Source organism: Streptococcus mitis, assembly GCF_002860865.1.
Taxonomy (GTDB): domain Bacteria; phylum Bacillota; class Bacilli; order Lactobacillales; family Streptococcaceae; genus Streptococcus; species Streptococcus mitis_AT.
The window spans coordinates 2,501-16,246 of sequence record NZ_PKIE01000009.1; the positions used below are offsets into that span (position 1 = coordinate 2,501).

A 13,746-nucleotide genomic window follows, 5' to 3' on the forward strand; every position below is an offset into this window, starting at 1 on the left:
TGCCGGCGTGGCGGAATTGGCAGACGCGCTGGACTCAAAATCCAGTGTCCGCAAGGACGTGCCGGTTCGACCCCGGCCGCCGGTATAGTATAGAGCTAGGAACGTTGTTATTCTTCGTTCCTTTTTGTGTTATTTTTGGTATAATAATAGTTATTCAAATTTTATTTAGATTATGAAAGTGTAGGGAAGTATGTCTCGTTCTATCGATTTATTAAAACATCGGTATTTGAAAAATATTAAAGAAAATCCTGGATTGTTTGTCGGGATTGAACTGGAATATCCTGTTGCAAATTTAGAAGGGGATGCTACAAATGTTGAAGTTATAAAAGATTTATTTCATTATTTACTTTCCGCTCTGGGTTTCACTGTAGAAAAGGTAGATGATTTTGGCAATCCTATCCAGTTAGTGGATCGGATAAGTCAGGATGCTATTTTATTTGAAGTTTCCTATACAACGATTGAGTTTGCATTTGGTAAGGCCGAAACAATTCAGGAGGTCGAAAATCGTTTTAATAATTATATGGATGTAATTCAGAGAAAATTAGGCGAATCAAATCATGCTATTGTTGGCTGTGGAATTCATCCTAACTGGGATAAAAATGAGAATTGTCCAGTGGCATATCCACGCTATCAGATGTTGATGGATTATTTGAATTTGAGTAGAAATGTTACTAAATCAGATTTACATCATTTCCCTGAATATGGGGCTTTTATCTGTGGGAGTCAGGTTCAGCTGGATATTTCAAAATCCAACTACTTACGGGTGATTAATGCTTTTACTCAAATTGAAGCGGCTAAGGCTTACTTATTTGCAAACTCTGAGTTTACAGGTGCGGATTGGGATACAAAAATCTCAAGAGATATTTTCTGGGAAGAATCTATGCATGGTATCTATCCAGAGAATGTTGGTGTCAATGCTAGCCTCTTTAAAGATGAGGATGATTTTTTTGACTATCTAGATCATTCTGCAATTTTTACTGCGGAACGTGATGGACAAACCTATTATTTTTATCCGATTCAGGCTAGGGACTATTTGGCTATGCCTGAAATCCAAGCATTTGATCTTAATGGGGAAGAGGTTCTTATTTACCCTCAAGAGAAAGACTTTGAAACTCATCGTAGTTACCAGTACCAAGACTTAACGACTCGAGGAACAGTTGAGTTTCGTAGTGTGTGTACTCAGCCTCTAGATAAAACCTTCGCTTCTGCTGCCTTTCACTTGGGATTATTAGTTAATTTAGATAAGTTAGAAGCTTACTTAGAAACAGAACCTTTCTTTAAAGAATTTGGTCGTGATTACAAGTTTTTAAGACGACAATTTTCTAAGAAAAAGCTTACAGATGAGGAGAAAACTTCGATTATAGATTTTTCAAAAGACTTACTTCTGTTAGCTGAGGAAGGACTGAAGATGAGAAATAAGCAAGAAATGAGCTATTTAGAGCCTTTGAAAGAAGAATTGAGCCTATAATTTCTCTTATAAAGGGAGAATTTTCTGAAAAATCATGATATAATGGAAGAGACTATAGATAAAGGATAGAGAGTAATGACATTAGTTTATCAATCAACGCGTGATGCCAACAATACAGTAACTGCCAGTCAAGCAATTTTGCAAGGTTTGGCGACGGATGGTGGTTTGTTTACACCAGTTACTTATCCAAAGGTAGATTTGGACTTTGACAAATTGAAAGATGCTTCTTATCAGGAAGTTGCTAAGTTAGTTTTGTCAGCATTTTTAGATGACTTTACAGCTGAAGAGTTGGACTACTGTATCAACAATGCCTACGATAGTAAATTTGATACTCCATCTATTGCGCCTTTGGTGAAATTAGACGGGCAATACAACCTGGAACTCTTCCATGGTTCTACGATTGCCTTTAAGGATATGGCCTTGTCTATCTTGCCATACTTTATGACAACAGCTGCTAAGAAGCATGGTTTGGAGAACAAGATTGTCATCTTAACAGCGACATCTGGTGATACTGGGAAAGCTGCTATGGCAGGGTTTGCGGATGTTCCTGGCACTGAGATTATCGTCTTTTATCCGAAGGATGGTGTCAGCAAGGTACAAGAGTTGCAAATGACCACTCAGACTGGCGACAATACTCATGTTATCGCCATTGATGGTAACTTTGACGATGCTCAGACTAATGTGAAACATATGTTCAACGATGTGGCTCTTCGTGAGAAGTTGGCAGCCAACAAGTTGCAATTTTCATCGGCTAACTCTATGAATATTGGCCGTTTGGTGCCACAAATTGTCTACTATGTTTATGCCTACGCTCAGCTTGTTAAGACTGGTGAGATTGTGGCTGGTGAAAAGGTCAACTTTACCGTACCAACAGGAAACTTTGGGAATATCTTGGCTGCCTTTTATGCTAAGCAAATTGGCCTACCAGTTGGCAAATTAATCTGTGCTTCAAATGATAACAATGTTTTGACAGACTTCTTCAAGACACGTGTTTACGATAAGAAACGTGAGTTTAAGGTAACAACTAGCCCATCTATGGATATCTTGGTATCTTCAAACTTGGAGCGTCTCATTTTCCACCTTTTGGGTAATAATGCGGCTAAAACAGCTGAACTCATGAATGCCTTGAATACACAAGGTCAATATGAGTTGACTAATTTTGATGCAGAGATTCTTGATCTCTTTGCAGCTGAATATGCGACTGAGGAAGAAACGGCAGCAGAAATCAAGCGTGTTTATGAGTCAGATTCTTATATCGAGGATCCACATACGGCGGTTGCCTCGGCAGTTTATAAGAAATACCAAGTGGCTACTGGCGATGCGACTAAGACAGTGATTGCTTCAACAGCTAGTCCCTACAAGTTCCCAGTGGTTGCAGTAGAAGCTGTAACAGGGAAAGTTGGCTTGACTGACTTTGAAGCTTTAGCTCAATTACATGAAATCTCAGGTGTTGCAGTGCCGCCAGCAGTTGACGGGCTTGAAACAGCTCCTGTTCGTCATAAGACAACAGTGGCAGCTGCTGATATGCAAGCAGCGGTTGAGGCTTATCTAGGACTTTAAGACAGAAGGAGTAAACTCGGTTGGGAAGCCAACTGAGTTTCTTTTCATCAGGAGGACGGATTGTTTAAGAAAAATAAAGACATTCTTAATATTGCCTTGCCAGCTATGGGCGAAAACTTTTTGCAGATGCTCATGGGGATGGTGGATAGTTACTTGGTAGCCCACTTGGGTTTGATAGCTATTTCGGGTGTATCAGTAGCTGGCAATATTATCACGATTTACCAGGCGATTTTCATCGCTCTAGGAGCTGCTATTTCCAGTGTTATTTCAAAAAGTTTGGGGCAGAAGGATCAATCTATGCTAGCCTATCATGTGACTGAGGCCTTGAAGATTACCTTACTATTAAGTTTCCTTTTAGGGTTTTTGTCCATCTTCGCTGGGAAAGAGATGATAGGACTTTTGGGGACGGAGAGGGATGTAGCTGAGAGTGGTGGACTGTATCTATCTTTGGTAGGCGGATCGATTGTTCTTTTGGGCTTGATGACCAGTCTGGGTGCCTTGATTCGTGCAACGCATAATCCACGTTTGCCTCTCTATGTTAGCTTTTTATCCAATGCCTTGAATATTCTTTTTTCAAGTCTAGCTATTTTTGTTCTGGATATGGGGATAGCTGGTGTTGCTTGGGGGACAATTCTGTCTCGCTTGGTAGGTCTTGTGATTTTATGGTCGCAATTAAAGTTGCCTTTTGAGAAACCGACTTTTGGTTTAGATAAGGAACTATTGACCTTAGCTTTGCCAGCAGCTGGAGAGCGGCTTATGATGCGGGCTGGTGATGTCGTTATCATTGCCTTGGTCGTTTCTTTTGGAACGGAGGCAGTTGCTGGGAATGCAGTCGGAGAAGTCTTGACCCAGTTTAACTACATGCCTGCCTTTGGCGTCGCTACGGCAACGGTCATGCTGGTAGCTCGAGCAGTTGGAGAGGATAATTGGGAAAGAGTAGCTAGTTTGAGCAAGCAATCCTTTTGGCTTTCTCTGCTTCTCATGTTGCCCTTGACGCTTAGTGTCTATGCCTTGGGCATACCACTGACTCATCTCTATACGAATGATTCTCTAGCGGTGGAGGCTAGTGTTCTAGTGACACTTTTTTCACTACTTGGTACTCCTATGACGATAGGAACAGTTATCTATACAGCAGTCTGGCAGGGTTTGGGCAATGCTCGGCTTCCCTTTTATGCGACAAGTATAGGAATGTGGTGTATCCGCATTGGAACAGGATATCTGATGGGGATTGTGCTTGGTTGGGGCTTGCCCGGTATTTGGGCCGGAACTCTTTTGGATAATGGTTTTCGTTGGTTATTTCTACGCTATCGTTACCAGCGTTATATGAGCTTGAAAGGATAGGAAATGCAAAAAACAGCTTTTATTTGGGATTTAGACGGGACTTTATTGGACTCTTACGAAGCGATTTTGTCAGGGATTGAGGAAACTTTTGGTCAGTTTTCTATTCCTTATGATAAGGAGCAGGTGAGAGAGTTTATCCTCAAGTTTTCTGTGCAGGATTTGCTGGAGCAAGTTGCGGAAGAGAGAAAACTGGATGCGGAAGTGCTAAATCAGGTGCGTGCCCAGAGTCTGGCTGAGAAGAATGCTCAGGTAGTCTTAATGCCAGGTGCGCGTGAGGTGTTGGGTTGGGCAGATCAAGTAGGGATTCGGAATTTTGTTTACACTCATAAGGGAGACAATGCTTTTACCATTCTAAGAGACTTGGGGTTGGAATCTTATTTTACAGAGATTTTAACCAGTCAGAGTGGCTTTGCGCGCAAGCCTAATCCGGAAGTGGCTATCTATCTGTTAGACAAGTATCAGTTGGATCCTGAGAAAACCTATTATATAGGGGATCGGACTCTGGATGTGGAATTTGCCCAGAATAGTGGGATTCAAAGTATCAACTTTTTAGAGTCGACTTATGAAGGAAATCATAGGATTCAAGCGTTAGCAGATATTTTCCGTTTTTTTAAGGCTGAGCGATAAAAAGATTGTGTCAGTTTTGTGACAGAGATCTAACAAACTATTTCAAGTAACCGAGTTTGTTACAAGGAATAGACAGTTCTGTTAAATAGGCCCGAGAGGTCTTTTTTTCTGCATTTTTTGTGTTATGATAGACAGGTACTCATTTGAAAGGAATTTGAAAGAATGAAGAAAAGAATATTATTAGCCTCAACAGTAGCCTTGTCATTTGCCCCAGTATTGGCAACTCAAGCAGAAGAAGTTCTTTGGACTGCACGTAGTGTTGAGCAAATCCAAAACGATTTGACTAAAACGGACAACAAGACAAGTTATACCGTTCAGTATGGTGATACCTTGAGCACCATTGCAGAAGCCTTGGGTGTAGATGTCACAGTTCTTGCGAATTTGAATAAAATCACGAATATGGACTTGATTTTCCCAGAAACTGTTTTGACAACGACTGTCAATGAAGCAGAAGAGGTAACGGAAGTTGAAATCCAAACTCCTCAAGCAGACTCTAGTGAAGAAGTGACAACTGCGACAGCAGATTTGACAACCAATCAAGTGACGGTTGATGATCAAACTGTTCAGGTTGCAGACCTTTCTCAACCGATTGCAGAAGCTCCAAAAGCGGTAGAAACTACAAGTACAAAAGAAGTAGCATCAAGTTCAGAAGTTACAGAGACAGTGACTGCTTCAGAAGAAGTCGCGCCATCTACAGGAACTTCTGTCCCAGAGAAGCAAACAGCCGAAACAAGCAATGCAGTTGCAGAAGCAGCTCCTCAGGCAACGACTCCAGCTGAGAAAGAGGAAACACAAGCAAGCCCTCAGGCTGAGTTAACAGTGGAAACAACTACAACTCCAGTAGAAGAAAAAGCAATAGAAACAACTGCAACAAGTTTAGAAGAAGTAAAAGAAGTAGCATCAAGTGAAGCTACACCAGCAGTTTCTACTTATCAACCAGAAGAGGTGAAAACAGTTTCAACAACTTACGCGGCTCCAGCTGCGCCCGATTATGCTGGACTGGCAGTAGCGAAATCTGAAAATGCTGGCCTTCAACCACAAACAGCTGCCTTTAAAGAAGAAATTGCTAACTTGTTTGGCATTACATCCTTTAGTGGTTACCGTCCAGGAGATAGTGGAGATCACGGAAAAGGTTTGGCTATCGATTTTATGGTACCAGAAGGCTCAGAACTAGGGGATAAGATTGCGGAATACGCTATTCAAAACATGGCCAGCCGTGGAATTAGTTACATTATTTGGAAACAACGTTTCTATGCTCCATTCGATAGTAAATATGGACCAGCTAATACTTGGAACCCAATGCCAGACCGTGGTAGCGTGACAGAAAATCACTATGATCACGTTCACGTTTCAATGAATGGATAAATCAGACTTTGTAATATCATTTTGACGAATGAGATCTAGCTTTCGTAATAGAGAGCGATTCTCGTTCGTTTTTTCTTTGTCATACTCTTCGAAAATCTCTTCAAACCACGTCAGTTTTATCTGCAACCTCAAAGCTGTGCTTTGAGCAACCTACGGATAGCTTCCTAGTTTGCTCTTTAACTTTCATTGAGTATCAATATGAATGGAAAATGGGAAGTTACCATTTTGCAATGATTGAAGCATGATTCTTGCAATTTATTTTACTTTGCATTATGATTGACTAATCAACTATTGATGAGTCAATCGAAAGGAAGAAGACATGATAGAGATTCAAGATTTACTGTATCAACTCCGCTTGTCTGAGCAAGCGAGTACTCAATTGTTTGAAAAAAGGCTTGGGATTAGTTTGACACGGTATCAGATTTTACTGTTTTTACTGGAGAATTCTCCCTGTAATCAAATAGCGGTTCAGGAACGTTTGAAGATTGATCAGGCTGCCTTGACACGACATTTCAAGATTTTAGAAAAGGAAGGTTTGGTGGAGCGCCATCGCAATCCTGAAAATCAGCGGGAAGTGTTGGTAGAGGCTACGAAGTATGCCAAGGAGCAGTTAGTGATGAATCCGCCTCTGCAGCATATCAAGGTTAAAGAAGCGATGGAAAGTATCTTAACAGAGTCTGAGAGAACAGAGCTCAACCGTTTATTACATAAATTGGTTTTGGGTATTGAGAATATAGAAATTTAAGGAGAAATAGATGTCAATTATTACACTCATTTTAGCAACGATTGTTGCTTTGGAGCATTTTTACATTTTTTATTTGGAAAGTATTGCAACGCAATCAGAAGTAACTGGTCGTGTCTTTAATATGGACAAGGAAGAACTGGCTCGTCCGTCAGTAAGCTCATTGTTTAAAAATCAAGGGATTTATAATGCTCTGCTAGGAGTCTTTCTCTTGTATGGCATTTATTTTTCACAGAATTTAGAAATTGTGACTATTTTTGTCTTATTTGTGATTGGGGCTGCGGCTTATGGCTCTCTGACAGCAGACAAGAAAATTATTTTGAAGCAAGGTGGACCAGCTATTTTAGCCTTGATCAGCATTTTACTTTTTAAATAGACTCAAAAGGTCAATCCTAGTCTCGCTAGTCCTTTTCACTCCAGAATAAGGGAAATATGTTATACTTGTCTTTAAGAAAAGTGTTTCATGAAATAATTTGTAAGGAGTTAGAAATGAAAGTATTAGTGACAGGTTTTGAGCCCTTTGGAGGGGAAAAGGTCAATCCAGCCTTGGAAGCCATTAAAGGTTTGCCAGCTGAAGTCCATGGCGCTGAGGTCCACTGGCTAGAAGTGCCAACAGTTTTTCACAAATCGGCTCAAGTATTGGAAGAAGAGATGAGTCGTTATCAACCTGATTTTGTCCTTTGTATCGGCCAAGCTGGTGGAAGAACTAGTTTGACACCTGAACGAGTAGCCATTAATCAAGACGATGCACGCATTCCTGATAACGAAGGTAATCAACCGATTGACCTTCCCATTCGCCCAGACGGTGCCTCTGCCTACTTTAGTAGTTTACCGATTAAAGCGATGGTTCAGGCTATAAAAAAAGAGGGATTGCCGGCCTCTGTTTCCAATACGGCAGGGACTTTTGTCTGCAATCATTTGATGTATCAGGCCCTCTATTTGGCAGAAAAGAAATTTCCCCATGTTAGGGCAGGGTTTATGCATATTCCTTATATGATGGAACAGGTGGTGAATCGACCGACTACCCCAGCTATGAGTTTAGTGGACATTAGGCGAGGTATAGAAGCAGCAATCGGGGCCATTATAGAACATGGAGATCGGGACCTCAAGTTGGTAGGGGGAGAAACTCATTGATAGAAAAAAGCTTGAGGGGTCACCTTCAAGCTTTTGGACGTTTTCGAGCCAATACTGCTCGGTAAAAAATCATTTTATTGATTTGAATGTAGGGGAGGAGTGAGAAACTAGCAATTCCAAAAGTAATCCAATTGAGGAAGTACCAAGGAAGGAGTTGTAGGTCTAGAATAAAGCGCTGAAATTTGTAGCCTTTCATCAGGAAACGGCTGGTTTTAAGGATTTGCCCTGGTTTAGCTTGGCCCAAGTCTAGGGTGTCACAGAGGAGAAATTCTACCTGTGAATAAGCATAGTATTGTGGAATATAGAGACTATTTCCGACAATCATCAAGAGGATACTTGCTAGAAAATAGAGACCAAAGGTCATGAGGAAACGCTCCGTTTCAACTGACGAGAGATCTAGATTGGGAAATTCAGGGTGAAGGGTAACGAATTTCTTGGCTAAAAAGCTACTGTAAAAGAGAAAGTAAATCCCGAGTAAACTAGGAATACTCCATAAGAAGAGATAGAAGCGTTTGAGAAGGAGAGTCAAAAAGGTTTGTGAAAAGTGCTCTTCGTTAAAGAGAGTGAGACTATTTTTGACGGATAGTTCTGTATCGGGATTCTTGATGAGTTTCAGCGTTGTATAAACTGAACTGGTTAGAAGAATCGTTCCGATAAAGGAGACTAATAGTGGAAAAAGGTAGGCTTGGAATACATGGCCAAACACGCTTAAAAAGGATTGCTCTAAAATAGACTCATTGATGCGCTCTAAGGGATTGAGGAAGCCAGACAAGATGAGCAGTATGCTAGGTAAAAGATAGACGAGAAAGAGGCGGGGATTTTCAGCCTGAAATTGTCTGGCTTGCAGACGAATGGTTTTTAAATCAATTTTTGGGTATTTCATTCTCTCATTATACCATAGTTCGTGACAGTTCCAGCTTTTTTTGATAAAATCATACAGTATGCCCTTGGGCACAAAGTATGAACTGGGACTGTCTTTCCCAGCTTCGGAGGTAAAAAAATGTCAGATTCACCAATCAAATATCGTTTGATTAAGAAAGAAAAACACACGGGAGCTCGTCTGGGAGAAATCATCACTCCCCACGGCACCTTCCCGACGCCTATGTTTATGCCAGTTGGAACTCAAGCCACTGTCAAAACTCAGTCACCTGAAGAATTGAAGGAAATGGGTTCAGGGATTATCCTATCAAACACCTATCATCTCTGGCTTCGTCCTGGAGACGAACTCATTGCACGCGCAGGTGGTCTCCACAAGTTCATGAACTGGGACCAGCCAATCTTGACAGATAGCGGTGGTTTCCAGGTTTATTCCCTAGCTGATAGCCGTAATATCACAGAAGAAGGGGTAACCTTTAAAAACCATCTCAATGGTTCCAAGATGTTCTTGTCTCCAGAGAAGGCTATTTCTATTCAGAATAATCTGGGCTCAGATATCATGATGTCCTTTGACGAATGTCCTCAGTTTTACCAACCTTACGATTACGTTAAGAAATCCATCGAGCGTACCAGCCGTTGGGCTGAGCGTGGTTTGAAGGCTCATCGTCGTCCGCATGACCAAGGTTTGTTTGGGATTGTGCAGGGGGCAGGATTTGAAGACCTTCGTCGTCAGTCAGCTCATGACCTTGTCAGCATGGATTTCCCTGGATACTCTATCGGTGGTTTGGCAGTGGGAGAAACCCATGAAGAGATGAATGCGGTCTTGGATTTCACAACTCAACTACTACCTGAAAATAAACCTCGCTATTTGATGGGTGTGGGAGCGCCAGATAGCCTGATCGATGGGGTGATTCGTGGTGTAGATATGTTTGACTGTGTCTTGCCGACTCGTATCGCTCGTAATGGGACTTGTATGACTAGTCAAGGTCGTTTGGTTGTCAAGAATGCCCAGTTTGCTGAGGACTTTACGCCACTGGATCCTGAGTGTGATTGCTACACATGTAAGAACTATACACGCGCCTACCTTCGTCACCTGCTCAAGGCTGATGAAACCTTTGGTATCCGCTTGACTAGCTACCACAATCTTTACTTCTTGCTTAACCTGATGAAGCAAGTGCGACAAGCCATCATGGATGACAATCTCTTGGAATTCCGTGAGTATTTTATTGAAAAATATGGCTATAATAAATCAGGCCGTAATTTTTAAACTGGAATAGATATAAGCTAAAAATCCTAAGTTTTCTCTTGGGATTTTTCTTCTTTTTTTGATAGAATAAAGTGTATAATGAAAGGGAGAATAAACTCGTATGCGTATTAAATGGTTTTCCTTGATTAGGATTACAGGTTTACTTTTGGTACTCTTGTATCATTTCTTTCAGACGATCTTTCCTGGAGGATTTTTCGGGGTAGATGTCTTTTTTACATTTTCAGGTTTCCTGATTACAGCTCTACTTATCGAAGAATTTTCTAAAAGTCATGAAATTGATTTGGTTGGATTTTTTAGGAGACGCTTTTATCGTATCGTGCCACCTGTGGTTTTGATGGTCTTGGTGACCATGCCCTTTACCTTTCTAGTTCGCCAAGATTATGTGGCTGGAATTGGGGGTCAGATTGCGGGTGTTTTAGGCTTCATGACCAACTTCTATGAGCTCCTAACAGGTGGGAGTTATGAATCTCAGTTCATTCCACATTTGTTTGTTCATAATTGGAGCTTGGCCGTTGAGGTTCACTACTATATTCTTTGGGGATTGGCAGTTTGGTTCTTATCCAAACAGGCTAAATCAAATGGTCAGTTGAAGGGGATGGTCTTTCTCTTGTCTGCTGCTGCCTTCTTGATCAGCTTCTTCTCTATGTTTATTGGTAGTTTTCTAGTAACTTCTTATTCCTCTGTTTACTTCTCCAGTTTAACTCATGTCTATCCATTCTTTTTGGGAAGTGTGTTAGCAACTATCGTAGGCGTTCGTCAGACGACTTCCCTAGTTAAGCAATTGGATAAAATCTGGGATTTACGCAAGACCCTTTTAGTTTTTGGAGGAGGTTTTGGCTTCTTACTCATTTTGACCTTCTTTGTCAAATTTACCTATCTTTTTGCCTATCTTATGGGCTTCTTGCTTGCCAGTCTTGCAGCTCTTGCTATGATATTGGCAGCGCGTGTCTTACATGAAAAGACTCCTAACGTACAGGAGCCAAAGATAATTAGCTTTTTAGCGGATACTAGCTATGCAGTTTATCTCTTCCATTGGCCTTTCTACATCATTTTCTCACAGTTGACCTCAAATCTTCTTGCTGTGTTACTGACTCTGATTTGTTCTTATGGATTTGCCAGTCTTTCATTTTATGTATTGGAGCCGTGGATTGTAGGCAAGAATACACCTGTTTTACAAACTCTTCGTCCCCTGCCTTATATTCACGCAATTCTTGCAACAAGTACAGGAATCTTGGCCTTCATTGTCCTCTTAGTGACTTTGTTGGCACCACAAGTGGGAGCTTTTGAGACAGACTTAACTGTCAATGGTTTGAAGCAAGCTGCAACAAATATTAGCCAAACCAAGGTGATGACAGAACGGGCAGATGCAAACAGTTTGGGAATTGCTGATGGCACTATGTTAATTGGTGACTCGGTGGCTTTAAGGGCAAATACAGCCCTGCAGACAGCCCTTCCTGGAGCACAGATTAACGCGCAGGTCAGCAGAACAACCAAGACTGCCAACGAAATCATGCTCAACAATAGCCAGAATAAATTTCTACCAAAGATGGTGGTTATTGCGACTGGGGTAAATAATCCTGAAAATTACAAGGAAGATTGGGATAGTATCGTGAAAAATCTTCCTAAGGGCCACCATATGGTTTTGGTGACTCCTTATGAGGGAGATAAGACAAAAGAGACCTATGCCATCGTTGAGAAGGCGGCTGCCTATATGAGAGAATTGGCAGAGAAGACTCCTTACATCACGATAGCAGATTGGAATCAAGTTGCGAAAGAACATCCAGAAATTTGGACTGGGACAGACCAAGTCCATTTCGGAAGTGACAATAGCAAAATTGAAGCAGGAGCAAAATTGTATGCAGATACCATTGCTACAGCTTTGCAAACAGCTCAAGACAAACCAGTCAAATCAAAATAACTTATATTAAAAAGAGAAGAGTTGGAGAAATCCAGCTCTTTTAAAATATCTCCAGAAAATAGGTCTATACCATTTACAAATGAATCAGAAAGGTTTATAATGTAATTGACATAATAAATTGTAGAATCAATCTTTTAAGGAGGTCATTATTATGCCTAATTACGTTAAAGCGGATCAGTTTTTCTATCCATTTGGCATTCGTCGTGGTGGGTACTTAGAACTTGTTGATGGCAAATTTGGGAAACATGTGGATCAAATTCCTGAAGGAGCAGAGGTTCTTGACTATACTGGTTATAGCATTGCACCAGGTCTTGTGGATACTCATATTCATGGATATGCAGGTGTAGATGTGATGGACAACAATATTGAAGGTACATTGCATACTATGAGTGAAGGACTTCTTAGTACCGGTGTTACCAGTTTCTTGCCCACAACTTTAACAGCCACTTATGAGCAATTGCTTGCAGTCACTGAAAATCTTGGAAACCATTATAAAGAAGCAACAGGTGCTAAGATTCGTGGGATTTATTATGAAGGTCCATATTTCACAGAAACTTTTAAGGGGGCACAAAATCCAACTTATATGAGAGACCCGGGTGTTGAGGAGTTTCATTCTTGGCAGGATGCTGCAAAAGGGATGCTAAATAAGATCGCTATTGCACCAGAACGTGATGGGGTGGAAGATTTTGTACGTACTATTACAGGTGAGGGTGTGACAGTTGCACTTGGACACTCAGATGCGACATTTGAACAAGCTAAGAAGGCAGTTGATGCTGGAGCTAGTGTATGGGTACATGCCTATAATGGGATGCGTGGTTTAACACACCGCGAACTCGGTATGGTAGGAGCTATGTATGAGCTCCCACATACTTACGCAGAATTGATTTGTGATGGTCACCACGTAGATCCAAAAGCTTGTGAGATTTTACTTAAGCAAAAGGGGACAGAAAACATCGCTCTTATTACGGACTGTATGACAGCTGGTGGGCTTGAAGATGGTGACTATATGTTGGGAGAATTCCCTGTTGTAGTAGCAAATGGAACTGCACGTCTCAAATCTACTGGTAATTTGGCAGGTTCTATCCTCAAACTTAAAGATGGTATGAGAAATGTAGTCGAGTGGGGTATTGCTAATCCGCATGAAGCGGTCATGATGGCCAGCCTTAACCCAGCTAAATCTGTTCACATTGATGATGTCTGTGGTCAAATCCGTGAAGGATATGATGCAGACTTTATCGTATTAGATAAAGATTTGGAATTGGTAGCAACCTACCTAGATGGCGTGAAACGTTATCAAGCATAAGAGAGAAAGCAGAAGTTAGAGACTAGCTTCTGTTTTTTTATCTATATTGCTTTACCGGTAAATAAAAAAGTTAAAAAAATCACAAAAAATCTTGAAGAAACAAATGAAAGGGTTTACAATTATATTATAAATAGTACAAATAAAA

The 13,746-nt window shown here is 41.0% G+C and carries 12 protein-coding genes and 1 tRNA gene; 12 read left to right on the plus strand and 1 reads right to left on the minus strand.

Annotated elements, in window-relative coordinates; genetic code table 11:
* The first annotated feature begins 1 nt into the window (after window position 1).
* From CYK18_RS09540 to pcp, 9 genes are all read left to right on the plus strand, one after another.
* Window positions 2–85, plus strand: a tRNA-Leu gene (locus CYK18_RS09540).
* Window positions 86–190: 105 nt separating this feature from the next.
* Window positions 191–1,468 (plus strand): glutamate-cysteine ligase family protein, encoded by a 1,278-nt coding sequence (locus tag CYK18_RS09545; RefSeq protein WP_060806157.1) that lies wholly within the window; start codon window positions 191–193, stop codon window positions 1,466–1,468.
* A gap of 75 nt (window positions 1,469–1,543) precedes the next feature.
* Window positions 1,544–3,028, plus strand: a complete 1,485-nt coding sequence (gene thrC / locus CYK18_RS09550; protein WP_101786319.1) for a threonine synthase — start codon at window positions 1,544–1,546, stop codon at window positions 3,026–3,028.
* 60 nt (window positions 3,029–3,088) lie between these two features.
* Entirely contained in the window at window positions 3,089–4,369 is a 1,281-nt protein-coding gene (locus CYK18_RS09555; protein WP_101786321.1) for an MATE family efflux transporter, read from the plus strand.
* A gap of 3 nt (window positions 4,370–4,372) precedes the next feature.
* Complete coding sequence (locus tag CYK18_RS09560; RefSeq protein WP_101786323.1) at window positions 4,373–4,996, plus strand: HAD family hydrolase; 624 nt, start codon at window positions 4,373–4,375, stop codon at window positions 4,994–4,996.
* A gap of 162 nt (window positions 4,997–5,158) precedes the next feature.
* Window positions 5,159–6,361, plus strand: a complete 1,203-nt coding sequence (locus CYK18_RS09565; protein WP_061759600.1) for a LysM peptidoglycan-binding domain-containing protein — start codon at window positions 5,159–5,161, stop codon at window positions 6,359–6,361.
* A gap of 319 nt (window positions 6,362–6,680) precedes the next feature.
* Entirely contained in the window at window positions 6,681–7,106 is a 426-nt protein-coding gene (locus tag CYK18_RS09570) for a MarR family winged helix-turn-helix transcriptional regulator (RefSeq protein WP_061759601.1), read from the plus strand.
* 10 nt (window positions 7,107–7,116) lie between these two features.
* The gene (locus CYK18_RS09575; protein ID WP_061759602.1) at window positions 7,117–7,479 is read left to right on the plus strand and encodes a DUF1304 domain-containing protein; all 363 of its coding nucleotides are present in this window, start codon (window positions 7,117–7,119) and stop codon (window positions 7,477–7,479) included.
* Between the two features lie 113 nt (window positions 7,480–7,592).
* Window positions 7,593–8,237: a pyroglutamyl-peptidase I gene (gene pcp / locus CYK18_RS09580; RefSeq protein WP_101786325.1), complete on the plus strand. Its 645-nt coding sequence runs from the start codon at window positions 7,593–7,595 to the stop codon at window positions 8,235–8,237.
* 25 nt (window positions 8,238–8,262) lie between these two features.
* On the opposite strand, the gene CYK18_RS09585 is transcribed toward pcp, so the two are convergent.
* Window positions 8,263–9,120: a DUF975 family protein gene (locus tag CYK18_RS09585; RefSeq protein ID WP_101786327.1), complete on the minus strand. Its 858-nt coding sequence runs from the start codon at window positions 9,118–9,120 to the stop codon at window positions 8,263–8,265.
* A 117-nt stretch (window positions 9,121–9,237) separates the two neighbouring features.
* On the opposite strand from CYK18_RS09585, the gene tgt reads away from it, so the two are divergent.
* From tgt to nagA, 3 genes are all read left to right on the plus strand, one after another.
* Window positions 9,238–10,380: a tRNA guanosine(34) transglycosylase Tgt gene (gene tgt, locus CYK18_RS09590; protein ID WP_020903627.1), complete on the plus strand. Its 1,143-nt coding sequence runs from the start codon at window positions 9,238–9,240 to the stop codon at window positions 10,378–10,380.
* Between the two features lie 100 nt (window positions 10,381–10,480).
* Window positions 10,481–12,298, plus strand: coding sequence for an acyltransferase family protein (locus CYK18_RS09595; RefSeq protein WP_101786329.1), 1,818 nt, complete (start codon window positions 10,481–10,483; stop codon window positions 12,296–12,298).
* A gap of 151 nt (window positions 12,299–12,449) precedes the next feature.
* The gene (gene nagA / locus CYK18_RS09600; RefSeq protein ID WP_101786331.1) at window positions 12,450–13,601 is read left to right on the plus strand and encodes an N-acetylglucosamine-6-phosphate deacetylase; all 1,152 of its coding nucleotides are present in this window, start codon (window positions 12,450–12,452) and stop codon (window positions 13,599–13,601) included.
* Window positions 13,602–13,746: the final 145 nt, after the last annotated feature.

Bases quoted from the DNA above. Each gene is read 5' to 3' on its own strand.
- CYK18_RS09565 (WP_061759600.1), top strand. From the start codon at position 5,159: ATGAAGAAAAGAATATTATTAGCCTCAACAGTAGCCTTGTCATTTGCC.
- CYK18_RS09595 (WP_101786329.1), top strand. From the start codon at position 10,481: ATGCGTATTAAATGGTTTTCCTTGATTAGGATTACAGGTTTACTTTTG.
- tgt (WP_020903627.1), top strand. From the start codon at position 9,238: ATGTCAGATTCACCAATCAAATATCGTTTGATTAAGAAAGAAAAACAC.
- CYK18_RS09545 (WP_060806157.1), top strand. From the start codon at position 191: ATGTCTCGTTCTATCGATTTATTAAAACATCGGTATTTGAAAAATATT.
- CYK18_RS09575 (WP_061759602.1), top strand. From the start codon at position 7,117: ATGTCAATTATTACACTCATTTTAGCAACGATTGTTGCTTTGGAGCAT.
- nagA (WP_101786331.1), top strand. From the start codon at position 12,450: ATGCCTAATTACGTTAAAGCGGATCAGTTTTTCTATCCATTTGGCATT.
- CYK18_RS09570 (WP_061759601.1), top strand. From the start codon at position 6,681: ATGATAGAGATTCAAGATTTACTGTATCAACTCCGCTTGTCTGAGCAA.
- thrC (WP_101786319.1), top strand. From the start codon at position 1,544: ATGACATTAGTTTATCAATCAACGCGTGATGCCAACAATACAGTAACT.
- CYK18_RS09585 (WP_101786327.1), bottom strand. From the start codon at position 9,120: ATGAAATACCCAAAAATTGATTTAAAAACCATTCGTCTGCAAGCCAGA.
- CYK18_RS09560 (WP_101786323.1), top strand. From the start codon at position 4,373: ATGCAAAAAACAGCTTTTATTTGGGATTTAGACGGGACTTTATTGGAC.
- pcp (WP_101786325.1), top strand. From the start codon at position 7,593: ATGAAAGTATTAGTGACAGGTTTTGAGCCCTTTGGAGGGGAAAAGGTC.